The sequence below is a fragment of the Dyella sedimenti genome, from assembly GCF_022760995.1.
Taxonomy (GTDB): Bacteria; Pseudomonadota; Gammaproteobacteria; order Xanthomonadales; family Rhodanobacteraceae; genus Dyella; species Dyella sedimenti.
In genome coordinates this window covers 1-22906 of the sequence record NZ_JAKWJO010000010.1, presented here as the reverse complement: position 1 = coordinate 22906, position 22906 = coordinate 1, and the positions used below count along the sequence as shown (strand labels likewise).

Sequence of the window (22906 nt, the reverse complement as noted above, 5' to 3'; positions counted from 1 at the left end):
TGTCCGCGAGCATAGCCCACATGCCGATGATGAATGAAAGGACTGCCGCTAGTCGGCGGGGCGGCAGTCGGTGATGCAGGCGAACCAGGCGGCGCCCGCCGGGTAATCCAGCGTCATGCGGAAATGCTGGAAGATATTGCCGCCTGCCGCGCCGGTGACGGGCTGGTCCGTATAGTTCGACATGCCCACGAAATTGGCGTCGAGGCGCTCGGTAAACCATATCGGCCCGACGCGCCAGCCGGCGATCTCCACCTCGGGCACCTCGATCAGCCGTCCGCCGGACATCCCGTCGCCATGCTCGATCACGCGCCACGACGGATGCGCGCGATGCCAACGATCCAGCACGCTGGTGGTGATGTAGGAGGTCACGCCGACGCCCCGCCCGTTCAACGGCGCCGTGGCCTTGCCCGCGTCGGTCGGCTTGGCGGTGGCGCCGGTATCGAGCAGCAGGTCCAGGGACTGACCATCCACTTTCAACGCGATGCGCCCCATGCCCAGGGTGACGCGGCCATGCGCATTTCGAGGCAGGTCGAGCGCGATGCGATGCATGTCCGGCTGCGGCTTCCAATCCGCCCGCTCCAACCAGAGCGCCCGGGCCGGATAGTCGAAGGTCCATAGGCGTCCGGGCAGATAGCCGGCGCCGAGCTGGCCATCTTCGTCGTCGCCAGGGGCAAGGCCGTCGATGACCAGCGCCGCCGAGCGGCAGGGCGTATCGATGGAAGCGGGCAGGCCCTGCCCAGCGCGGAACGGTATCGCCTCGACGACGTCGACCGTCGCCTCATCGAACTTGCATGGGCTGGTCTTCAGCCCCAGCCGCGAAGCGGCCGATCGCGCCATGACGTACCAGCCGCTGCCGCCCCCACCTCCGGTATCCACCAGGAGCCGCAGCGAGCGGCCATCGGCCAGCGTGGGCGTGGCGTAGAAATGCCCCGCCTCGTACACCGTCGGCAAACGCTGGCGCTCCTGCGCTGCAACCATCGAAGCCATGCCGGCCAGCACCACGCCAACCCATACGCCGCGCTTGCCCATGCCACGTCCCTGTCTGTTGCGTTACCCGCATGGTAGCGGGCTTCGGCTTGCCGCGAAGCCCAACCGATGGCTTGCTACTTCACCGCGTCGTACACGTACTCGTGCTGTCCGTCGCGCAGCACCAGCTGGCGGTTGGCCGCCGTGCCGGCGACGACGAACTCGAAGCCGTCCGAACCCGGCGAGATGGTCACGAACGAGATCGAGCCATCGTCGTTGCGGCGCGAGGCCACCTCGCTGCGCCACGCGCCGAAGTTGAACAGTACCGCCTTGCCCTCGTGATCCACGTGGATGCTGCCCAGGGCCGGGTTGCGGTAATCGTCCGCCAGCTTCGCCACTTCGCCGGTATCGGCGGGCACGGCGAGCCGCTTGCGCTGGGCGGCGATCTGCGCCTTGAGCCGCTTCACGCCCGCGTCGATGTCGCCCTGCGCCAGCGGCTTGCCGTCGAACAGCACTTCCAGCAGGCGACGCTGGAATGGGCCACGCAGATAGGCGCCCGTGTCCGCGTTGGTGAGGATCACCGCGCCCACGCCCTGTTCTGGCAGCCACAGCATGTCCGAGTGGAAACCGGCCAGGTCGCCGCCATGGTGCACCACCGGCACGCCCCAGGTGCGGTCCACCATCAGGCCCATGCCGTAGCTGGCGGTGGTGCCGATGGCGACATTGGGCTTGCGGCGTTCCAGCAGGGCTTCCTTGGACACGTAGCGCTTGCCGTCCGGCAGCAGGCCCTCGGCCAGTTCCACCTGCACGTAGCGCAGCAGGTCGGCCACCGAACTCCAGGCGGCGCCGGCCGGCCGCGCGGCACGGATGGTGTCGTTGATGGCCATGCTGGCCACGGCCACATGGCCGTCCACGTCCAGCCCGTGTGGCGTGGCGTGGTCGCCCAGCATGGCGCGGTCGTAGTCGAAGGTGGTCTGGCGCATGCCCAGCGGATCGAACACCTGCTTTTGCATCGCCAGGTCGTAGGCCGCGCCCAGTTCCAGGTCGGGATACAGCACGTGCGCGCCGATGTAGCCGGCCGCGGCCGCCATCAGGTTGGAATACTGGAACAACTCGCCGAACTTGCTGGTGGGCTGCATGCCGGCCAGCGCCTTCATCACGGTTTCCGGCGTGGCGTCGCGACTGTTGAGCAGCCATTCCATGTCCTGGCGCGGCATGCCGGTGCAGGCACAGATCAGGTGGCGGATCAGCACCTGGCGCGTGGTGTCGGCGTTGCCCAGCTTGAACGAGGGCATCACCTCCACGACCGGCGTATCCCAGCCGAACTTCTTCTCGTCCACCAGGCGCGCCAGCATCAGCGTGGTCAGCGCCTTGGTGTTGGACGCGATCATGAACAGCGTCTCGGCATCGATGGGGTCGACCTTGCCCACCTCGCGCACGCCCAGTCCGCCGGCGAACACCACCTTGCCATGGTCGATCAGGCCCAACCCCACGCCGGGTACGTCATAAGCCTTGCGCGCACCGTCCACGAAGTCCTTGAGCGCCTCGATGCGCCCGGCATCCAGCGCATGCGCCTTGCGATGCGCGAAGCTCTCGCGCTTGTAGCCCCTGGGCAGCAGGCGGTCGGAGATCGCGCGCAGCTGCGAGGCGCGCTTCTCGCCCACGTCGTTGGCCACGTCGTAGATCAGCACGGTGAATTGCTTGCCATGGCGAAAGGCGATGGCGCTGACGCCGCGCTTGTCGTTGGCGGAGGTTTCGTACTCGTAGATGCGGATCTGGTCCCAGTCGTCGCGTGGCGCGCTATCGGTGGCGACCTGCAGCGGCCAGTGCCTGGCCGGCGCATACGCCTTCCATGCCTGGGCCACCGCCGCGTCGGCATCCGCCGCCTTCACATCGACCAGCGCCACCTGCGAGCCCGCTTCCGGCGGCGCCAGCGTCACCTTGGCGCCGGCGGCATGCAGGGACCATTCGGCGGGCACGACGAACTGGGTGCCCGCCGAGGTGACCTTGGGCGTATCCGCCTTCGCCGCCACAGCGGCGGGCGGATGCGGACTGGCCGCCATCACCGGCATCGCCAATCCAAGCCAGGCCATCAGCACAACGCAACGCATCCACATGGAGGGACCTCTTCGCCGGAGGAATCACTCGTTCGTCGGTCATGCGCGCGGCAAGGCGCACGCATGGCGGTGTCATTGGCAACCGGGCCGAGTCTACACGGGTTGGGGGCGGTTGCCAGTGCAATTCCGATGAGGCGCATCGCCTCGATGGATGCGCACCGATGCCGCATGCGTCTGACTACAAGGCTTCACGTCACTCGCAATGCCTTGGTCGCCGCGCCATCCGTGTAATGACGACGGCCACATGCCGCGACACCGCCAGTCATTGAATTTGTTCAATGTCCTCGCAGCTCCCTCCCCAGGGGAGGGAGCAATGCGGGCGTGCTTTAAGGAAGCGTTGGATACGCCCGGCGACGTCGCATGGCATATCCGGTCAGTGCTTTTCCACGCTGCCCGGATGGGAGACGAAGCGCGGTGGCGTGGCCTCGTCGGCGAACTGCCAAGCGCTCAGGTAGGCCAGCTTGAGGATCTTGGCCATCTTCGGATAGTCGATCTTGTCGGCGGTGTCGCTGGGATGGTGGTAGTCCGGATGGAAGCCGGTGAACCACCAGAACGCCGGCACGTTGTGCAGCACGAACGGGAACTGGTCGGAACGGAAGAACACGTTGAGCGCGTATTCGTGGTCGAAGCGGTCGTCGAGCACGAGGCCCACCTGCTCGTTGGCCTTGGCCACGGTGCGCTGGTAGTCGGGGCTGTAGGCGGCGCCGATCAGGTTGAGCCGGTTGCCGGTGTCGGACGGCACCTGGATCAGGCCGTCGGTCTGCGGGCTGGGCTGCTCGTCGCGGCCGATCATGTCGAAGTTGATCATGGCGCGCGTGGTGTCCAGCGGGCGCAGCGGATGCGCGGCGAGATAGTACGCGCCCAGCAGGCCGCGCTCCTCCCCGGCGAACACGGCGAACAGGATGGAGCGCTTCGGCTTGGCCGGATTGGCGGCGAAGGCGCGGGCCAGCGTCACCACGCCCACCGTGCCCGAGGCGTTGTCGTCGGCGCCGTGCCAGATCTTGCCGTCGCTTTCGCCGTCATGGTCGTGATGCGCGCTGATGATGATGGTCTCGGGCGCGAGCCTGGGATCGCTGCCCTCTACCAGTCCCACCGCGTTCCAGGTCGTCGCCTCGCGGCGCGAGCTGTTGTGCAGATGCAGGCTGATCGCGGTATCCGGCAGCGCCTGCGAGCGCGGCTTGAGGTCTTTGTCGATGGCCGACTGCAACGCGGCCGGCGTGGTGCCGCTGGTGGACAGCAGCTGGTCGGCCACCGCCGCCGAGATCACCATGCTGGGAATATGCAGCGGACTGTCCGCCAGCGCCTGCGCGGGGATCGGATTGGCCGCGTGCTCGGCGTGGTGGCCGATGCGCGTGCGGATCTCCTGCGCGGAGGGATGGTTGTGCGAGGGCTCCGGCGCCAGCAGCACGGCCACCGCGCCGTGTTCCTGCGCATTGAGCACCTTCACGTAGCCGGTGGCGTAGCGCGTGTTGCCGGTGCCGTTGAAGATGGAATGCGCGTCGGTCTCCTGCGGCTCGTGGTCGAACACCACCACCACCTTGCCTTTCACGTCCAGGCCGGCGTAGTCGTCGTAGCCCAGCTCCGGCGCGGTGATGCCGTAGCCGGCGAACACCACCGGCGCGGCCACGTCCTGGTCGGTCGGGAAGGACCCCGATACCTCCGGGTCCTTCCATTCCACGGCCTTGCCCTGGCGCGTGAGCGTGAGCCGCGTGGCCTTCGCATCGGGACGGTATTCGACTAGCGGCACCGCCTGCAGGTAGCCCGGCTGGCCCTGCGCATCGGTGGCGATGGGCTTGAGGCCCGCCTTGGCGAATTCCGACGCCACCCACTGCGCGGCGGCATCGTCGCCAGGCTGCAGCGACATGCGCCCCTGCAGCGCATCGGAGGCGAGAAAACCGATATCGGCACGCAGGTCGCTCTGGCGGATCTGCGCAAGGCCGGGTTGTTCGGGCGTAGGCACCGCGGCGATGGCGGTGGCGGACAAGCTCGCGGCAAGCGCGAGGGCGATCAGCGTGCGAGGCATGGAGGCTCCCTGGTGGCGAGGGCCACCCGATGCCGGCCCCTTGGCCGGCAAGCGTGCCACGCGTGCGCCGGCCGAGCAAACCATTGGCGCAACACGGGCGTCAGCGCGCCGTGTCGAACACCGGCTCGCCCTGGGCATTCCAGTGGAAGCGCCGGATATAGGGCGCGCGGCGCGCGGTGCATTGCCAGCCGGGGCCGCCGTTGGCATGGAAGACGATCCAGTCCTGCTTGCCGTCCGGCGACTTGAAGAAGCCATTGTGGCCCGGCGCGTAGAACCCCTCGGCCGGCGAGCTGGCCAGTACGGGCCGATCCGACTTGCGCCATGACGATGGCGCGAGGAGGTCGGCGTTCGGACCGGCTTCAAGCAGGCCCAGCGAATAGCCGTCCGACCAGCAGGCGCTGGCCGAGTAGCTGAGGAACAGTTTGCCGGTCGGCCCCTCGATGAACTCCGGCGCCTCCAGGATCCTGCGCCCGCCCTGCATCTCCCACGCGAAGGTGGGATGGGCGATGTCCACCTGCGGCTCGCCCAATGTCCAGGGATTGGGCATCGGCGCAATGATGAGGTCGCTGTGGTCGCCCACGTAGGCCGAGTAGACGAAGTAGCGCTTGCCGCCGTGGTCGAACACCGTGCCGTCGATACCGGTGAGCCGGGTCTTGAGCATGCCCTTGTCGATCCAATGGCCCTGGGTCGGATCGGGCGAGGCGTTTTCCAGCACCCATACGTGGCGATGCGCATCGTCGTTGTGCGCCTGGTCGGCGGCGCTGTAGTAGAGGTACCACTTGCCATCGAGGAAATGCAGCTCGGGAGCCCAGATGGCCGCCGAGTTGGCGCCGCTCGCCGGCGGCCGCCACACCACCACGGGATCGGCATCGGCCAGCCGTGCCATGTCGCGCGTCTTGCGCAGCGAGATGCGGTCGCCTTCGGTGCTGGTGTAGTAGTAGAAGCCGTCGCGCTGCGTCACCCAGGGATCGGGTCCGGAAGGCAGCAACGGCCCGGCCGGCACCTCGGCCTGTGCGTGGAACACGCCGGCCAGCAAGGCCAGGCAAGCCAGCACGCGCCGGTTCATGCCCGCGCCATGGCGATCAGTGGGCCGCCGCATCGTCGCTTCCGTCCAGCTGCAGGTAATCGACATCCAGCACGTGCGCGCCACCATCGACGTCGATGGTGTTGAAGCCCGGCAACAGGTTGGCCTGCACCTGCGCCACCTGCCAGCCATCCGCCGAGCGGACGGCCTGCGCCGCCGGCAGGCGCGCGCCGTTCACCACCACCGAGGGCGTCGCGGCCAAGCCCAGGTCGGCGTAGCGCACGCGCAGGGTATGCGCGCCGCCCGTGGCGTTGACGACGAAACGCAGCCGTCCTTCCGGCCCCTGCCCCAGCCTCGCCTTGCGGCGGTTGGAGGCCTTCGGGTCGGGCACTGCCACCGCGCCGGTGAACTGGGCATCCTCCGCCTCGTAGCGGTCGAAGCGCAATGTGGCGGCGCCGAACAGGATCTCGTTGCGCCTCGCCTCGGTCGGTGCGTCGGGCGCGGAAGAGGACGTCACGTGCAGCAGGCTGCCGTCATCGCGCAGCAGCAGCGCCTGCGTCCAGCCCGCATGGATATTGCCGGTGCGCTTCTGCACCGGCGCGCGCACTTCCCACCAGGGACCGCGCCCGGACGCATTGTTCCAGTAGAGATCGCGCCCACCCTCGTCGGCGCCGCCACCGCCGCGCTGGGCGGACACCACGATCACGCCCTCCGGCCCGCCCAGCGGGAACCAACGCACCACCGGGCACGCCGCGGGCCAGAAGCCGGACAGCGTCATCACCGGCTCGCCGTGGCGCTGCGGATCGCCCCAGTCCAGCCCGTCCCGGCTGAACTTGATGAAGACCTGGCCGTTGCGCGGTCCGTCGATGTTTTCATACGTCATCGCATAGCGGTGGTCGGGCAGGCGCGTGACGATGGCCATGCCGGGGCGCTGGACGCCACCGGGAATGGCCACGTCCAGCGTCTCCGCGCCCCAGTGCTTGCCGCCGTCGGTGGACAGCTTGTGCGCCAGCACCTGGTTGTAACCTTCGGCCTTGTGCTGCTCGCTGGAGTAGTAGGCCACCAGGCGACCATCGTCGAGCACATGGACGTTGGATTCCCACACGCCCTTGTTGTCCTTGTCCTCCGGATGGCCGCCGCCCTGGATGATGGAGCTGCGGTAATGCCAGCTCTTGCCGCCATCGTTCGAGGTATAGAGCTGCAGGTCTTCCTCCACCACCCGGCCCTTCGGATCGTTGCCGGTGGCGTTCGCCGAAAGCACCAGCGTGCCTGCCGGCAGGTCGCCGCTGGCACGCGGCAACTCCGTGATGTGCGGCTGCCAGCGCAATTGCCAGCGCCGGTCGCCGGCATGCACCTGGTCGATGACATTCATCAGGAAACGCCAGTGCTCGCCGCCATCGCGGCTTTCCCACAGCGGGATGCCGTCCATCCCGTCCTGTTCGAACACCATCAGCAGGCGGCCACTGTCTCCAGCCGCGCCATGCTCGACGCGTGCCACGGAGACGTAGCCGGTGCCGTCGGCCAGGCGCGTGCCGACCGCCGCATCGGGCACCTCTTGCGCCGCGACGCGAGCGGCCAGTGCGCCGGCAATGCCAAGGACCAGGATGGAACCACCAAGCTTCGAGCGAGTCATGCGCAGATTTTCCCCATGTCAGGTCAACGGCGTCCGCCGGATCTCTCCCAAAAAAAGTGGCGGGGATCGGCATGCCACCACCGGTCCCCGCCCAGTGGGAGATTACATCTTGAAGCGCACGCCCAGGCCCACGGTGCGGTCCTGGTAACGGATGTCGCGCGGGCGGCTGTCGCCGTCGCCCCAGTACTGGTGCAGGTTGGCGCCGAGGATATTGGTGGCGTTCAACACCACGGTCAGGTACGAGTTGAGGTCGTAGGCCAGCGAGAAGTCGACCTGGTTGGCCGGCTTGATCTCGTCGTTCACGCCCGCCACCGTGGGCTGGTTGAAGCCGTCGATGAAGCGGCTGCGATAGTTGTAGGCCAATCGCGCGGACCAGCCGTACTTCTCGTACATCAGCACCGCGTTGCCGTTGTTCTTCGACACGTTCTGCAGCGGCGAGGTGACCACGGGGCCGCCGATGACCTGCGGCGAGCGGGTGGAACCGTCGATATAGGTGTAGTTGAACTGCACGCCCAGGCCGCTCAGGGCTTCCGGCAGGAAGTCGAAGAACTGCTGGTACGCCACTTCCGCGCCGTCCAGGTGGCCCGAGCCCGCGCTCTGCGGCGAATTGAGCTGGTAGGGCTGGCCGCCGATGGTCACGTCCGTCACGTAGTTCTGGATGTAGCCGTTGATGTCGCGATAGAACACGCCGCCGCTGACATAGCTGGCCGGCGCGAAGTACCACTCCAGCGAAGCGTCGTAGTTGGTCGAGCGGATCGGCTTGAGGTCCGGGTTGCCGCTGGTGGCGATGCCGGCACGGTTGATGGTGCCCGGGTTGAGCGACAGCGACGGGTTCAGCTGGCCGAAATCGGGATAGGTCAGCGTCTTGGCCGCCACCAGGCGCAGCTGCAGGTTGTCCTTCAGGTGCAGGTTGAAGCTCAGGTTGGGCAGGTAGACCGGCGCACTGGTCGAATCGGAGAGCGGCGTGTAGACGTTGGTCGAGGCATCGTAGGAGAACGCATCGAGGTGGCGCTTCACGCGCTCGACGCGCATGCCCAGCAGGCCGTCGAACGGCAGGCCGAACAGCTCGTTGCCGTAGCCGAGCTGGAAGTAGCCCGCGTACGACTTCTCGTCGATCTGGTAGAAGCGGCCCGGGTTCTCCGCGGCCAGGCCGGTCTGCACGCCATACAGCTGGCGGATCGCGTCGGCGTTGCCGGTCAGGGCGTTGAAGCAGCCGCTGAGCCAGGACACCGGAATCGCCGGCGTGGTCGGCTGGCTGCAGAAATAGCCGCTGGGGAAACGCGCGATGACCTGGTTGGCGGGATTGGGATTGAGCGCGATGTCGCCGGTGCCGCCGGGCGGCGGCGTGGATACCTCGATGCTGCCGTGGTAGTCGGCCTTGTGGTCGGAATAGCGCAGGCCGAAATCGATGTACTGGAAGAAGTCGCCGTTGAGGTCGTAGTTGCCGTCGCCACGCCAGGCGGTCTGGCTGCCGCGCTGGTTGTTCCAGGTCTGGAACAGGCCGTTGAGGTAGTAGTTGGCCGGATCGAGCTGCGGATTGCCCGCCAGCTGCCAGTTCTGCTGGCCGGTCCACACGGTGGTGATCGGCCCCTTGAGGAAGGTGTCCACGATGATGGTCTGCTCGTGGAACGAGGTCGAGTTGAACGACAGGTCGGTGGACAGGTTCAGCCGGTCGCCGTGCCACTTGGCGCCGATCGAGTTCTGGATGTCATGGCCCCATTCCTGGTGCGCCTGCGTACTGGTGGCGGCGTAGCTGTTGCCGCTCCAGGTGCCGCCGTTGGCGTCGCAGATGGTCTGCCCGTAGTACGACGAGCCGGTCAACTGGTCCGGATAGCAATGGTTGCTCACCGAGATGCTGCTCGGATCGACCGAGCCGGCCGGCGAGTTGAAATAGAACGGCTGGTTGTAGTTGTCCGAATCCCAGTCGTACAGGCCCTCGACATACACTTCCGTGCTGTCGTTGGGCTTCCACTGCAGGGCATAGTTGAATTCCTGCCGCGTGCGATCGCCGATGTTGTAATCCGCGCCGAACTCGTTGGGCACCGAGATGAGGTTGCCGCCCGAGCTGCGGATGGGATCGCCAGCGGTGTTGGTCAGCACTTTCGGCGCATCGTCCCAGACCGCGTTGTAGGCGTAATGCTGGCGGTCGTAGCCCACGTTGACCAGAGCGCCGATGTCGCCGATGTCGGTCTTCCAGCGATCGCTCAGCAGCACGCTGCCGGTCGGGTCGGTCCTGCCGCCGTACTTGCTGTGGGTGTCGGTGATGGTGGCGGCGACCTTGCTGCCGTCGAAGTCGAACGGACGGAACAGTTGCATGTCCACCATGCCGGCGATGCCGCCGTCGGGCAGGCTCGCCTCGCTGGTCTTGTAGACCTGCACGGTCTTCACCGCGGTGGCGGGCAGGTTCTGGAAGGCGAACGCGCGGCCCACGCCGCTGAAGATCTCGCGTCCGTTGAGAGTGGTGATCACGTTGGGCAGGCCGCGGATCACCACCGAGCTGGTCTCGCCCTGGAAGCCCTGCGCCACCTGCACGCCGGTGATGCGCTGCAGCGCGTCGGCCACGCTGTTGTCGGGCAGCTTGCCGATGTCCTCAGCCACGATCGAGTCGGTAATCATGCGCGAGTCCTGCTTGAGCGACTGCGCGCTCTGCAGGCTCTCGCGCAGCGGGGTCACCACCACGCCGGACAGGTTCACCGCGTCCTTCTGCTGTGCCTCGTCGCCGGTCGCCGCCTTCCTGGGCGCGCTGGCTGCCGGGCTGGCGGGCGGGTTGGTATTGTCCGTCGATTGCTGCGGACCGGCGGGTGCGGACGGCGCATCGGCCGCATGCGCGGTGCCGAACGAAGCGGCGATCGCCGCCGCCAGCAGGGTCCTATGGATGTGTGTGCGGATCATGGAAAAGCCTCCCCTCAGAGGTCGTGGCTCGCCGGGCATGCCGGCGGTGTCGTTATTCGGTTCGCCGACGGTCTTTGCCGTGGCGGGTGGATGTATGGAGGACGCGCCGCGCTCAGCGGCCCGCCGCGGACAACTGCATCGGATAACTCGCCGCCTCGGCGGGAACCACGCCGCGCGGGGCCTGCGATAGCGAACGGAGAATGTCGATCTCGCGCTGGCGGTACGCGGTGCCGTCGCCATGCAGCAGGTCGTGGAACCACAGCGTCGGCGGCTGCAACGTGTAGGGGTGCTGCCACGAATCCCACGGCAGGTTGGTCTGCTCGCGACCTTCGACGAAGCCCCAGTTGACCATGCCCACGTCCAGCTTCTTGCCCAGCGGCAGCACGCCGTCGATGGTGGAGCCGGCGCCGCGCGCCATGTATTCGGTGCAGATCAGCGGGCGACCGTAGCCGCTGAGCTGCTTCACGCGCGCGGCGAATTCCTCCGGCCAGCCGTAGTTGTGGAAGCTGATGACGTCGGACTGCTCGATCTGCGTGCGCTCGACCGGATTGAGCCGGGACGGATCGGACCAGTCCTCGTCATGCCACAGGCCGCTGGTCAGCGGCTGCGCCGGGGATACGCCGCGCGCCCAGGCGAACACCTGCGGCAGCAGCTTGGCGACGTAATCGGCCTTGCCCTTGGGTTCCTTCGGGTCGTAGTTGCCGCCGCCCGGGTTGTCCGGTTCGTTCCACACGTCCCAGGCAAGGATGCGCGGGTCCTTGGCGAAGCTGCCCACGATGTCCTTCACGTACTGCTCGAAGCGCGGATACTGGCTGGCGTCGGTCATCGCCACGCCCGGGCCCTGCACCCAGCCCGAATTGTGCACCCCGGGAATCGGCGGGCGCTGCGGCCCCAGCTTCGGCTCGGGGTCCCAGCACGAATCGAATAGCACGAAGATCGGCTTGATGCCGTGCTTGCTGGCGATGGCGAGGAAGGCATCGATGCGCTGCTTGAAGCCGGCGGCGTCCTGCTGCCACAGCAGGTCGTGCAGGAACACGCGCATGGTGTTCATGCCCATCTGCTGCGCCCAACCCAGTTCCAGGTCGATGCGCGCGGGATCGAACGTGCCGGCCTGCCACATTTCCAGCTGGTTGATGGCGTCGGCCGGCAGGTAGTTGCTGCCCAGCGGCCACCGCTGCCTGGCATACCAGGCCTTGGCTTGCGCAGGCGTCCAGCGTGCGGCGTCGCTTCCGTGCGCGGGTGGCGCCATCGCCACCGCCACACCCATCGCCATTGCCAGTAATGCGTATTTCATCGGTTCTCCCTCATGGATCGCGCGGATCGGCCGCGTCATCGCGGGACAAAACGGCCCCGTGAGCGCCCTTCCGGGCGCCCTTGCATCGAAGCTTGTTGGGTCAGCGCGCTCCGCCCGCCGACTCGGTGGTGAACTCGTACACGATCAGGTTGCGGTACTCGTGGCCCGGTTCCAGCCGGGCCGATCCGAACGACGCCTGGTTCGGCGTATCCGGATAAAGCTGCGGTTCCAGCACGAAGGCATCGCCCTGGCGATACACGTGCCCGCCGGTGCCCACGGTCGTGCCGTCGAGGAAATTGCCGGAATAGAACTGCAGGCCGGGCTTGCTCGATTTCAGCGTCAGCACGCGGCCGGATACCGGATCCTCCACGCGCGCCACCACGCGCGGCGACGTTGCCTCGTCGCGGCCGATCACCCAGTTGTGGTCGTAGCCATGGCCAGCGAGCAGTTGCGGATCGGCGTTGCGGATGTCGCGTCCGATCGGCTTGCCCTGGCGAAAGTCGAACGGCGTGCCGTCGACCTTGCGGATCTCGCCGGTCGGAATGGAGCCCGCATCGACGGGAAGGTAGGCGTCGCCCGGTATGGTCAGGCGCTGCGCCATCACGCTGCCCGAGCCCTCGCCGGAAAGATTCCAGTAGGCGTGGTTACTCAGGTTGACGATGGTGGGCTTGTCGGTGGTGGCGCGGTAGTCGATGGACAGGCGGTTGTCCTCGTCCAGCGTATAGGTGGCGCTCACCGTCAACGTGCCCGGATAGCCCATGTCGCCGTCGGGGCTCACGTAGCGCAGCGTCACGCTGGCCTTGCCGGCGTCGTGCGCCACCGCGCCGACCGTCCACAGCACCTTGTCGAAGCCGCGCGTGCCGCCATGTAGCGAGTTGGCGCCGTCGTTGACGGGCACCTGGTAGACATGGCCGTCCAGCACGAAGCGGCCCTTGGCGATGCGGTTGGCATAGCGCCCCACGGTGGCGCCGAAATACTGGGGCTTGGAAAGATAACCGTCGAGCGAGACATAGCCGAGCACGATGTCGGCGCTCTTGCCGTCGCGGTCGGGCACCTCAAGGGACTGCAGGCTGGCGCCGAGCGCGATGACGCGCGCCTTCATGCCATGCGAATTGCTCAGCACCACGGCGTCCACGTGCTTGCCATCGGGCATGGCGCCGAACGTTTCGCGCCGCGCGTCCGCCGCCTGCGCCGCCAGCGACCATGCCGCGAGGCCGAGCATCGAAGCCATCAAACCTGCACGCTGCATATCCCTGGTATCCCCTTGGGCGGTGTCACGAGTGGCCGCATGCAATCACATTGTATGATTATCGTGCAAGTGTTCATCGGCACCGATTTTTTCCTTGGTGCGATGCGTCATCGCATGGCGCATCGCGGCGCGGAAATCGCAAAGCGGCGTTTTCATGCGCGATGCCGCCGGAGCGGGCGCGGCGCGGCGCAGGCGACGCCGGCAAGAACTTCCGCACCGCGTCATCGCCGACCCATGCCGCCATCGGACCATTCGTTGCGCGTGGGCAAAAATTCCGGCACGAAACACCTTGGCACGGGCCAAGCAAGTTGCTTATAGTCAGTTTGTATGACAAACGCATCGGACAGCCCCTGGCCGCCCGAACAGAGCGCGGGCCAAGCCGACAGGAACCGGGAACCAGTGGATTTCATGAAGAAACCGATCGCAGTTCGCAGCCTGTACGGGCACGTCATGCATGAGCTGGGACAGCGCATCGTCAGCGGCAAGGTGAAGCCGGGCGAGGTGCTGCCGCGCGAGGAGACGCTCGCCGAAAGCCTGCAGGTCAGCCGCACCGCGCTGCGCGAAGCGCTCAAGGTGCTTTCGGCCAAGGGCCTGATCGAATCGCGCACCGGCGTGGGCGCCCGCGTGCTGGAAGAACGCTTCTGGAACCAGCTCGACGCCGACGTGCTGGCCTGGCGCTGCGCCTCCATGCCGACCGACGACTTCGTGGACAAACTGGTGGAGATGCGCGAGATCATCGAGCCGGCCGCCGCCGCGGCCGCCGCGCGGCGTCGCACCACCGCGCAGCTCGACGCCATCGAGGAAGCCTACCGGGCGATGGACGCCGCGCAGACGCTGGACGAGTGGTCGCAGGCCGACCTGATGTTTCATGACGCCGTGCTGCATGCCACCGGCAACGAACTGATGCAGTCGCTGTTCTCGGTGATCGAGACCTCGCTCGGCACCTTCTTCACTTTGTCCGCGCGCAGCGCCACCGATTTCAAGTACTCGCTGCCCTATCACCAGAAGGTGCTGGAGGCGATCCGACGCAAGCAGCCGGAAGTGGCGCGCAAGACCATGCAGGCCATGGTCGCCGACTCGCACGCCAACCTGCAGCGCAGCCGCGGCAGCCGCCCGCGCAGGAAGGCCGGCGCGTGACCACGGCGCTGATCGGCCTGGACTGGGGAAGCACGCAGCTGCGCGCCTATCGTTATGGCGAGCGCGGCGAGGTGCTGGACAAGCGGGTCCTGCCGCACGGCATCCGCCACCTGCCCGGGGGCGGCTTCGCCGAGGCCTTCGCGCAGGCCGTCGCCGGCTGGCCCGACGCCCCGCTGCTTGCCTGCGGCATGATCGGCAGCCGCAACGGCTGGCAGGAGGTGCCCTACCTGGACACGCCAACCGGCATCGAGCGCCTCGCCGGCGCACTGGGCGCCATGCGCACGCCGGACGGGCGCACGCTGCACCTGGTGCCGGGGCTGCGCGATCCCGGCCGGCCGGACGTGATGCGCGGCGAGGAAACGCAGGTGGCCGGCGTGCTGGCCCGCGCGCCGTCCGCCATCCATCGCGGCTGCCTGCTGCTGCCGGGCACGCACAGCAAGTGGGTGGAACTGCGCGACGGCGCGGTGACCGGCTTCGCCACGGTGATGACCGGCGAACTGTTCGGCCTGCTGTGCCGGCACTCCATCCTGGGCGCGCAGCTGCCACCGGCGCAGGACGACGAACGCGTGTTCCGCCGCGGCGTGGAAACGGCGCGCGACAGCGGCGCGGCCGGCGCGCTGTCGCGGGTGTTCTCGGCGCGCACGCTGATGCTCGACGGCCTGCTGCCGCCCGCTTCGGTACCCGACTATTTGTCGGGCCTGCTGATCGGCGACGAGCTGCGCATCGCGCTCGCCGCCGGCTGGATCGATCCGCTTACGCCCATCCAGATGGTCGGCGAGGGCGCGCTGTGCGAGCGCTACCTCCGGGCCGCCGCCCTGTTCGGCATCGACATCGCCACCACCCCGGACGACACCACCGCGCACGGCCTCTGGCGCATCGCCGTCGAGGCCGGCCTGGCTTCCCCCCTCGCAACGGCATGACACCCATGAAGGCTTGGCTCGATCCCCTCCCCCTGGTCGCCATTCTGCGCGGCCTGACGCCCGACGAATCCATCGACATCGGCCATGTGCTGGTCGCTGCCGGCTTCCGCATGCTGGAAGTGCCGCTGAACTCCCCGCAGCCGTTCGAAAGCATCCGCCGCCTCGCCGGCACGCTGGGCGAGGCCACCCTGGTGGGCGCCGGCACCGTGCTCGACCCGGCGGACGTGGCGCGCGTCGCCAATGTGGGCGGCCGCCTGATCGTGATGCCGCACGCCGACGTCGCGGTGATCCGCGCCGCCAAGCAGGCCGGCCTGTACTGCGTGCCCGGCGTGGCCACGCCCACCGAAGCGTTCGCCGCGCTCGCGGCGGGCGCCGACGCGCTCAAGCTGTTCCCCGCCGAGCAGTCCGCGCCGGTCGTGCTCAAGGCCTGGCGCGCCGTGCTGCCGGCCGGCACCGCCGTGCTGCCGGTCGGCGGCATCACACCGGACACCATGGCGCCCTGGATCGCCGCCGGCGCCGCCGGCTTCGGCATCGGCGGCGCCCTCTACGCCCCCGGCCGCCCCGCCGGCGACGTGGCCGCGCAGGCTCGCGCATTCGCCGACGCGTGGCAACGCCACTCTGTTTCGAAAGGATCGATGGCATGAAGATCACCCGCCTCACCACCTACGTCGTTCCCCCACGCTGGCTGTTCCTGCGCATCGACACCGACGCGGGCGTGGTCGGCTGGGGCGAGCCGATCGTCGAGGGCCGCGCGCATACGGTCGCCGCCGCCGTGGAAGAACTGTCCGACTACCTGGTCGGCAAGGACCCACGCCATATCGAGGACCTGTGGAACGTGATGTACCGCGGCGGCTTCTACCGCGGCGGCCCGGTGCTGATGAGCGCCATCGCCGGCATCGACCAGGCACTGTGGGACATCAAGGGCAAGGACCTCGGCCAACCGGTGCACCAGTTGCTCGGCGGCCCGGTGCGCGAGCGCATCCGCGTGTATTCGTGGATCGGCGGCGACCGCCCGGCCGACACGGCGCGCGCGGCGAAGGAGGCGGTGACGCGCGGCTTCACCGCCGTGAAGATGAATGCCACCGAGGAACTGCAATACGTCGATACGCACGACAAGGTGGAGCAGGTCCTCCAGAACGTGCAGGCGATCCGCGATGCGGTGGGCCCGCACATCGGCATCGGCCTGGATTTCCACGGCCGCGTGCACAAGCCGATGGCCAAGGTGCTGATGCGCGAGCTGGCGCCGTTCAAGCTGATGTTCATCGAGGAGCCGGTGCTGTCCGACCACCTGGAGGCGCTGCCCGAACTGGCCGCCCTGTCGCCCGCGCCGATCGCGCTGGGCGAGCGCCTCTACACGCGCTACGATTTCAAACGCGTGATGGCCATCGGCGGCGTGGACATCATCCAGCCCGATCCCTCGCATTCGGGCGGCATCACCGAGACGCGCAAGATCGCCGCGATGGCCGAGGCCTACGACGTGGCGCTGGCGCTGCATTGTCCGCTCGGCCCCATCGCGCTGGCCGCCAATCTGCAGCTGGACGCGGTGTGCCACAACGCCTTCATCCAGGAACAGAGCCTGGGCATCCACTACAACGCCGGCAACGACCTGCTCGACTACGTGCACGATCGCAGCGTGTTCGCCTACCAGGACGGCTTCGTGGCCATTCCCGGCGGCCCCGGCCTGGGCATCCAGGTCAACGAGGACTACGTGGCCGAGCGCGCCGCCATCGGCCATCGCTGGCGCAATCCGGTCTGGCGCCACGCCGACGGCAGCGTGGCGGAGTGGTGAGCATGAGCGCCTTCGCCACCTATCCCAGCCTGGCCGATCGCCATGTGTTCGTCTCCGGCGGCGCGACCGGCATCGGCGCCGCCTTCGTGGAGCACTTCGCGGCGCAGGGCAGCCGCGTGTCGTTCATCGACATCGACCAGGCCAATGGCGAAAAGCTGGCCGGGGGCCTCGCCGGCTGCCGCCATGCACCGCTGTTCATACGCTGCGACGTCACCCAGCTCGATGCGCTGGAGGCATCCATCGCCACCGCGCGCGAGGTGCACGGCCCCGTCGGCGTGCTGGTGAACAACGCCGCCAACGACGTGCGCCACCGTTTCGGCGACACCACCGCCGCCGAATTCGACCAGAGCGTGGCGATCAACCTTCGCCACCAGTATTTCGCCACCCAGGCGGTGCGCGAGGACATGCGCGCGCTGGGCGGCGGCTCGGTGATCTGCCTGGGTTCCACCGGCTGGATGAAGAAGAATGCCGGCTATCCCCTGTACGCCATGGCCAAGGCCGCCGTGCATGGCCTGGTCAACGGCCTGGCCCGCGAGCTGGGCCGCGACCGCATCCGCATCAACGCGCTGGTGCCGGGCTGGGTCATCACCGAGAAGCAGCGCCGGCTGTGGCTGGACGAGGCCGGCGAGGCGGAGATCGCCCGCGTGCAATGCCTGCCCGGCTACCTGATGGCGGACGACCTGGCACGCGCCGCGTTGTTCCTCGCTGCCGACGACAGCCGCATGTGCACGGGCCAGGACGTCATCGTGGACGGTGGCTGGGTATGAGCCTGCGCGCCACCGTCGCCATGCAGGTGCACAACACGCTGGGCGAAGGCGTCACCTGGTGCAACCGCGAGCAAGCGCTGTACTGGACCGACATCCACGCCGCCATGCTGTGGCGCTACCGCCCGCACGACGGCGCCCTGCACCAGTGGCCCATGCCCGAGCGGCTCGCCAGCTTCGCGCTGTGCGAGGGGGACGGCTGGCTGCTGCTCGGGCTCGCCTCGCGGCTGGCGTTCTTCCACCCGTCCACGCGGGCCATGGTGCCGCTCATGGCCGTGGAGGCCGGCCTGCCGACGCGGCTCAACGACGGGGCCTGCGACCGCCAGGGCCGCTTCGTATTCGGCACGCTGCACGAGCCGGCCGAGGGTCCCAAGCAGCCAGTGGGCGGTTTCTACCGGCTCAACCACGAGCTCTCGCTCGAACGCCTGCCGCTGCCCAGCGTGGCGATCAGCAACAGCATCGCCTTCAGCCCCGACGGCGGCACCATGTATTTCTGCGATTCACTGTCGCGCGCCATCCAGTGCTGCGACTACGGCGATGCGCCAGGCGCGCAGCGCCTCTTCGCCGCGCTGGACGACCCGCGAGGCGAGCCCGATGGTTCGACGGTGGACCGCGACGGCGGCTTGTGGAACGCACAATGGGGCCTGGGCCACGTGGTGCGCTACACGCCGGACGGACGGCTGGACCGCATCGTCGAGGTGCCCGCCATGCAGGCGACCAAGCCGGCCTTCGGCGGCACCGACCATTCAGTGCTCTACATCACCAGCGCGCGCGACGGCCTCGCCGGCGATGCGCTGGCCGCCCAGCCCCATGCCGGCGCGCTGTTCCGTGCCGACACGGGCTTCCATGGCCTGCCGGAACCGCGCTTCGCCGGTCCGCCACCACACGTCATCGCCGCCGCATAGGGACTGCGGTTCGTCCTCATCGCCCATCCAGGCGCCCACTACCGTCAGCGGGGAACACCTTCCAATGAATGCCAATGCCATCGCGCCGTCCACGGCGCAATCGAAGGCGACCGTGATCTTCACCTGCGTGCTCGCCGCGCTGGCCGGCCTGATGTTCGGCCTGGACATCGGCGTGATCTCGGGCGCTACCCAGTTCATCCAGGACGAGTTCAAGGCCAGCGACCACACCATCGAGTGGATCGTCAGCGCCATGATGTTCGGCGCCGCGGTGGGCGCGGTGGGCGCGGGCTGGCTGTCGGCCGCGCTGGGCCGCAAGCGCTCGCTGATCCTGGGCGCGGTGCTGTTCGTGCTCGGCTCGCTGCTGTCGGGCCTGGCCTGGTCGCCGGAAACCCTGGTCGCCGCGCGCGTGGTGCTGGGCCTGGCCATCGGCCTGGCGACCTTCACCGCGCCGCTGTACCTGGCGGAAGTGGCGCCGGAGCATATCCGCGGCGCGATGATCTCCACCTACCAGCTGATGATTACCATCGGCATCCTGGTCGCCTTCCTTTCCGACACCGCGCTCAGCTACAGCGGCAACTGGCGCTGGATGCTGGGCATCATCGCCATTCCCGGCGCGTTGTTCCTGCTCGGCGTGCTGCTGCTGCCCGACAGCCCGCGCTGGCTGTTGATGCGCGGCCGCCGCGAGGAGGCACTCGGCGTGCTGCACCGCCTGCGCGGCGACGCCGCGGTGGTGGCTCGCGAGGCGGCCGACATCGAGGAGCAACTCAAGACGCCGCAGCGCGGCTGGCATCTGTTCCGGGAGAACCGCAACTTCCGCCGCTCGGTAGGCCTGGGCGTGCTGCTGCAACTGATGCAGCAGTTCACCGGCATGAACGTGGTGATGTACTACGCGCCGCGCATCTTCCAGGCGATGGGCTATGACACGACCACGCAGATGTGGTTCACCGCGCTGGTGGGCCTGACCAACGTGCTGGCCACCTTCATCGCCATCGCGCTGATCGACCGCTGGGGCCGCAAGCCGATCCTTTACACCGGCTTCGCGGTGATGGCCGTCGGCCTGGGCGTGGTGGGCACGATGATGCACGGCGGCATCCACGACCATGGCGCGCAGATCTTCACCGTCGCGATGCTGCTGGTGTTCATCGTGGGCTTCGCCATGTCGGCCGGCCCGCTGGTGTGGACGCTGTGCTCGGAGATCCAGCCGCTGAAGGGCCGCGACTTCGGCATCGGCTGCTCCACCTTCACCAACTGGATCGGCAACTTGGTCGTGGGCTTCACCTTCCTCAGCCTGCTCAACGGCATCGGCAACGCCGCCACGTTCTGGCTGTACGCCGCGCTCAACGTGGTGTTCATCGCGCTGACGTTCTGGCTGGTGCCCGAGACCAAGGGTGTCACGCTGGAGCAGATCGAACGCAACCTGATGGGCGGCAAGCGGCTGCGCGAGATCGGCCGCTGAAGTCCGCGCCCGCCGCGCGGCTCAGGTACCGCGCGGCTTGGCGCGGTGCGTGGGGGCGGCGGTCCAGGGGTCGTCCGGCCAGGGATGGCGCGGGTAGCGGCCCTTCAGTTCCTTCTTCACTTCCGGATAGGTGCGTTCCCAGAAGCCCTTGAGGTCCTGCGTGACCTGGATCGGGCGACCGGCCGGCGACAGCAGGTGCAGCGTGACGGGAATGCGGCCGTTGGCGATGCGCGGCGTGTCGGCCAGGCCGAACAGTTCCTGCAGCTTCACCGCGAGCACCGGCGGCTCGCCCCCGGCGTATTCCAGGCGGCGGTTCATGCCGCTGGGCACGCTGAGGCTTTCGGGCGCCTGCGCGTCCAGCAGGCGGCGCTGCTCGTAGTCGAACAGTGTGCCGAGCGCCTGCGAGAGCTCTTCCGCATCCAGCGCATCGAGCCGGCGCTTGCCTTCCAGGTACGGCGCCAGCCAGTGTTCCAGCGTGGCGAGCAGGGCGGCGTCGGAAACGTCGGGCAGGCCCAGTTCCGGCAACCAGGTGCGCAAGGCCTGCATGCGCGCGCGCAGGCGACGGGCGTGCTCGCTCCACGGCAGCGCGTCGAGCCCCTTGGCGCGGATGGCGGCAAGCAGCGCGGGCAATGCGTCCTCCGGTTTCACCGGCACGCCGCGCCGCTCCAGCACGATGGCGGCGAAACGCTGTTCCTCGAAGGCCTCCACTGCGTTGCGCTCGTCGTTCCAGCGCAGCGCGCGCGCGCGGCGGAACTGCGCTGGGTAGTCACGTTCGAGCACGCGCGGGTCCAGCGGCGCGGCGGCCAGCACCAGGCTGTCGCGCGCCTCCAGGCGCAGATCCAGCACCACCAGCCAGGGCTCGCCATGCAGGGCGGTGCCTTCGTGCAGGCGCGCGCCGCGCCCGTTGGCCAGCGTGTAGCGCAACGGGTTGCCGTCGTCACGGCGCGCCACGCGGTCGGGAAAGGCGTGCAGCAGCAGGTCGCCCACGGCGTGGCTATCGGGCACGCCGCTGGCCGCCGTGCGCACGTCCAGGCGCCGGCGCCAGCCCTTGCTGGCCTGCTCGATGGCGGCCAGCGCGCCGGCGTCGGCGCCGCCGCGCGCACCGGCGGTACGGCGGTCGCGCCACGCATGCAGGGCGCTGACCCGTGCACGGAAATCATCGCTGCGTGCCTGCTCGCCGCGCAGCGGCGAGCGCGCCTCCATCAAGGCCAGCAGGTCGGCCACCAGCGCATGCCGTTCCGGCGGCGCGCGCAGGGCCGCCGCGCCGAGGCGTGGCGCGGCGCCCAGTTCCAGCATGGCGCGGCCCAGCGACGTGATGCGCCCGTCGGCACCCAGCGCACCCAGCTGGGCCAGCAGTTCGCGCCCCTGCGCGAGCGCGCCGGGCGGCGGCGGATCGAGCCAGGGCAAGTCGCTGCCGCTGCCGGCGATGATGCCCCAGGCCGCCAGTTCCAGCGCGAGGCCGGACAGTTCGGCCTGGGCGATCTCCGCCGTGCGCGAGGGTTCCAGCCGCTTGCTCTGCGGCCACAGGCGGTAGGCGGTGCCTTCCGCCACGCGGCCCGCACGGCCCGCGCGCTGGTCGGCCGAGGCCTGCGAGATAGTCACCGTCTCCAGCCGGGTGAAGCCGGAGTTGGGATCGAAGCGCGGCTCGCGCGCCAGTCCACTGTCCACCACCGCGCGTATGCCCGGCAGGGTCACGCTGGATTCGGCCACATTGGTGGCCAGCACGATGCGCCGCGTGCCCGGCTCCGCCGGCGCCAGCGCCGCCTGCTGCTCGGCCAGCGACAGCTCGCCATGCAGGGCGACGATGTCGATGGCCTCGTCCAGCGCGGTTTCCAGCACCGCCTGCGCGCGCGCGATCTCGCGCCGCCCCGGCAGGAAGGCCAGCACGTCGCCGTCGTTCTCCGCCAAGGCCTGCCGCGCGATGCGCGCCAGATGGTGCTCCATGCTTTCCTGCACGCGGGCCGGCGGATAGGTCACGCGCACGGGAAAGCCGCGCCCGGGGCTGCTGATGCGCGGCGCATCGAGCCATGCCGCGATGCGCTCGCCATCCAGCGTGGCGGACATCACCACGATGCGCAGCTCCGGCCGCAGCGTGCCCTGCACGTCCAGCGCCAGCGCCGCGCCCAGGTCGCCGGCGAGATGGCGCTCGTGGAATTCGTCGAACAGGATGGCGCCGATGCCGGCGAGTTCGGGATCGTCCTGGATCAGCCGGGTGAGGATGCCCTCGGTCACCACCTCGATGCGCGTGGCGGCGCCGACCCGTGATTCGAAGCGGATGCGATAGCCGACGGTCTGCCCGACCTCCTCGCCAAGCTGGCGCGCCATGAACTGCGCGGCGGCGCGCGCCGCGATGCGTCGCGGTTCCAGCATCAGGATCTTCCGGTCGCCGAGCCACGGCTGCCGCAGCAGGGCCAGCGGCACCTGCGTGGTCTTGCCGGCGCCGGGCGGCGCCTCCAGCACCAGGCGCGGATGCGCCGCCAGTGAGGCGCCGATCTCGGGCAACAGGGGCGTGATGGGAAAGGACAGCGGATGGCTCATCCCATCCATGATAGCCGCCCCTCCCTTTCCGCCCTCTCCCGGCGGGGCGAGGGCAACCCGCCGCTACGGCTTGGGCGTGGTCGCGGCGGTGGGCGCGGCGCGCAGCGGGGCGAGCGACTCGAACTTGCGCTGGTACTCGTCCGTCACCTGCTTGGCCTCCTCGCTGCTGGTGATCACCCGCGGGGTGATCAGCACGATC

The 22906-nt window shown here is 68.7% G+C and carries 16 protein-coding genes; 7 read left to right on the top strand and 9 right to left on the bottom strand.

Features of this window, described 5'->3' with window-relative positions; translation table 11 throughout:
• Nucleotides 1–48: 48 nt before the first annotated feature.
• From MJ605_RS17370 to MJ605_RS17335, 8 genes are all read right to left on the bottom strand, one after another.
• Nucleotides 49–1029 (bottom strand): hypothetical protein, encoded by a 981-nt coding sequence (locus MJ605_RS17370; protein ID WP_243042803.1) that lies wholly within the window; start codon nt 1027–1029, stop codon nt 49–51.
• A gap of 74 nt (nt 1030–1103) precedes the next feature.
• On the bottom strand, nt 1104–3083 hold the full coding sequence (locus MJ605_RS17365) for a serine hydrolase domain-containing protein (protein WP_243042802.1): 1980 nt from the start codon (nt 3081–3083) through the stop codon (nt 1104–1106).
• Between the two features lie 373 nt (nt 3084–3456).
• Nucleotides 3457–5106 (bottom strand): M20/M25/M40 family metallo-hydrolase, encoded by a 1650-nt coding sequence (locus MJ605_RS17360; protein ID WP_243042801.1) that lies wholly within the window; start codon nt 5104–5106, stop codon nt 3457–3459.
• Between the two features lie 100 nt (nt 5107–5206).
• Nucleotides 5207–6205 carry a glycoside hydrolase family 43 protein gene (locus tag MJ605_RS17355; RefSeq protein ID WP_243042800.1) on the bottom strand — a complete coding sequence of 333 codons (999 nt, stop codon included), beginning with the start codon at nt 6203–6205 and terminating at the stop codon, nt 5207–5209.
• On the bottom strand, nt 6189–7763 hold the full coding sequence (locus MJ605_RS17350; protein WP_243042799.1) for an exo-alpha-sialidase: 1575 nt from the start codon (nt 7761–7763) through the stop codon (nt 6189–6191). The genes MJ605_RS17355 and MJ605_RS17350 overlap by 17 nt, the downstream gene beginning before the upstream one ends.
• Before the next feature lie 102 nt (nt 7764–7865).
• On the bottom strand, nt 7866–10655 hold the full coding sequence (locus tag MJ605_RS17345; RefSeq protein WP_243042798.1) for a TonB-dependent receptor: 2790 nt from the start codon (nt 10653–10655) through the stop codon (nt 7866–7868).
• Nucleotides 10656–10767: 112 nt separating this feature from the next.
• On the bottom strand, nt 10768–11949 hold the full coding sequence (locus MJ605_RS17340; RefSeq protein WP_243042797.1) for a glycoside hydrolase 5 family protein: 1182 nt from the start codon (nt 11947–11949) through the stop codon (nt 10768–10770).
• A gap of 100 nt (nt 11950–12049) precedes the next feature.
• On the bottom strand, nt 12050–13180 hold the full coding sequence (locus MJ605_RS17335; protein ID WP_243042796.1) for an aldose epimerase family protein: 1131 nt from the start codon (nt 13178–13180) through the stop codon (nt 12050–12052).
• Nucleotides 13181–13606: 426 nt separating this feature from the next.
• Here MJ605_RS17335 and MJ605_RS17330 point away from each other — a divergent pair, with 426 nt between their 5' ends.
• The 7 genes from MJ605_RS17330 to MJ605_RS17300 all read left to right on the top strand — a co-directional run bounded on the left by MJ605_RS17330 (nt 13607) and on the right by MJ605_RS17300 (nt 20169).
• Nucleotides 13607–14335 (top strand): FadR/GntR family transcriptional regulator, encoded by a 729-nt coding sequence (locus MJ605_RS17330; RefSeq protein ID WP_243042795.1) that lies wholly within the window; start codon nt 13607–13609, stop codon nt 14333–14335.
• Nucleotides 14332–15255, top strand: a complete 924-nt coding sequence (locus tag MJ605_RS17325; protein ID WP_243042794.1) for a 2-dehydro-3-deoxygalactonokinase — start codon at nt 14332–14334, stop codon at nt 15253–15255. The genes MJ605_RS17330 and MJ605_RS17325 overlap by 4 nt, the downstream gene beginning before the upstream one ends.
• Before the next feature lie 5 nt (nt 15256–15260).
• Nucleotides 15261–15899: a 2-dehydro-3-deoxy-6-phosphogalactonate aldolase gene (locus MJ605_RS17320; protein WP_243042793.1), complete on the top strand. Its 639-nt coding sequence runs from the start codon at nt 15261–15263 to the stop codon at nt 15897–15899.
• Nucleotides 15896–17044 (top strand): galactonate dehydratase, encoded by a 1149-nt coding sequence (dgoD, locus tag MJ605_RS17315; RefSeq protein WP_243042792.1) that lies wholly within the window; start codon nt 15896–15898, stop codon nt 17042–17044. Before MJ605_RS17320 ends, dgoD begins: the two co-directional genes overlap by 4 nt.
• A 2-nt stretch (nt 17045–17046) precedes the next feature.
• The gene (locus tag MJ605_RS17310; protein WP_243042791.1) at nt 17047–17811 is read left to right on the top strand and encodes an SDR family NAD(P)-dependent oxidoreductase; all 765 of its coding nucleotides are present in this window, start codon (nt 17047–17049) and stop codon (nt 17809–17811) included.
• Nucleotides 17808–18713, top strand: coding sequence for an SMP-30/gluconolactonase/LRE family protein (locus tag MJ605_RS17305; RefSeq protein ID WP_243042789.1), 906 nt, complete (start codon nt 17808–17810; stop codon nt 18711–18713). Before MJ605_RS17310 ends, MJ605_RS17305 begins: the two co-directional genes overlap by 4 nt.
• 64 nt (nt 18714–18777) lie before the next feature.
• On the top strand, nt 18778–20169 hold the full coding sequence (locus MJ605_RS17300; protein ID WP_243042787.1) for a sugar porter family MFS transporter: 1392 nt from the start codon (nt 18778–18780) through the stop codon (nt 20167–20169).
• A 21-nt stretch (nt 20170–20190) separates the two neighbouring features.
• Here the strand turns inward: MJ605_RS17300 and hrpB are convergent, their stop codons facing one another.
• The gene (gene hrpB / locus MJ605_RS17295; protein WP_243042786.1) at nt 20191–22707 is read right to left on the bottom strand and encodes an ATP-dependent helicase HrpB; all 2517 of its coding nucleotides are present in this window, start codon (nt 22705–22707) and stop codon (nt 20191–20193) included.
• Between the last annotated feature and the right edge of the window lie 199 nt (nt 22708–22906).

What these genes read in the sequence shown, in the direction of transcription:
- MJ605_RS17345 (WP_243042798.1), bottom strand. Translation starts at nt 10,655, where the DNA reads ATGATCCGCACACACATCCATAGGACCCTGCTGGCGGCGGCGATCGCC.
- MJ605_RS17330 (WP_243042795.1), top strand. Translation starts at nt 13,607, where the DNA reads ATGAAGAAACCGATCGCAGTTCGCAGCCTGTACGGGCACGTCATGCAT.
- MJ605_RS17370 (WP_243042803.1), bottom strand. Translation starts at nt 1,029, where the DNA reads ATGGGCAAGCGCGGCGTATGGGTTGGCGTGGTGCTGGCCGGCATGGCT.
- MJ605_RS17320 (WP_243042793.1), top strand. Translation starts at nt 15,261, where the DNA reads ATGAAGGCTTGGCTCGATCCCCTCCCCCTGGTCGCCATTCTGCGCGGC.
- MJ605_RS17305 (WP_243042789.1), top strand. Translation starts at nt 17,808, where the DNA reads ATGAGCCTGCGCGCCACCGTCGCCATGCAGGTGCACAACACGCTGGGC.
- MJ605_RS17360 (WP_243042801.1), bottom strand. Translation starts at nt 5,106, where the DNA reads ATGCCTCGCACGCTGATCGCCCTCGCGCTTGCCGCGAGCTTGTCCGCC.
- hrpB (WP_243042786.1), bottom strand. Translation starts at nt 22,707, where the DNA reads ATGAGCCATCCGCTGTCCTTTCCCATCACGCCCCTGTTGCCCGAGATC.
- MJ605_RS17365 (WP_243042802.1), bottom strand. Translation starts at nt 3,083, where the DNA reads ATGTGGATGCGTTGCGTTGTGCTGATGGCCTGGCTTGGATTGGCGATG.
- MJ605_RS17350 (WP_243042799.1), bottom strand. Translation starts at nt 7,763, where the DNA reads ATGACTCGCTCGAAGCTTGGTGGTTCCATCCTGGTCCTTGGCATTGCC.
- MJ605_RS17335 (WP_243042796.1), bottom strand. Translation starts at nt 13,180, where the DNA reads ATGGCTTCGATGCTCGGCCTCGCGGCATGGTCGCTGGCGGCGCAGGCG.
- MJ605_RS17355 (WP_243042800.1), bottom strand. Translation starts at nt 6,205, where the DNA reads ATGCGGCGGCCCACTGATCGCCATGGCGCGGGCATGAACCGGCGCGTG.
- MJ605_RS17340 (WP_243042797.1), bottom strand. Translation starts at nt 11,949, where the DNA reads ATGAAATACGCATTACTGGCAATGGCGATGGGTGTGGCGGTGGCGATG.
- MJ605_RS17310 (WP_243042791.1), top strand. Translation starts at nt 17,047, where the DNA reads ATGAGCGCCTTCGCCACCTATCCCAGCCTGGCCGATCGCCATGTGTTC.
- MJ605_RS17300 (WP_243042787.1), top strand. Translation starts at nt 18,778, where the DNA reads ATGAATGCCAATGCCATCGCGCCGTCCACGGCGCAATCGAAGGCGACC.
- dgoD (WP_243042792.1), top strand. Translation starts at nt 15,896, where the DNA reads ATGAAGATCACCCGCCTCACCACCTACGTCGTTCCCCCACGCTGGCTG.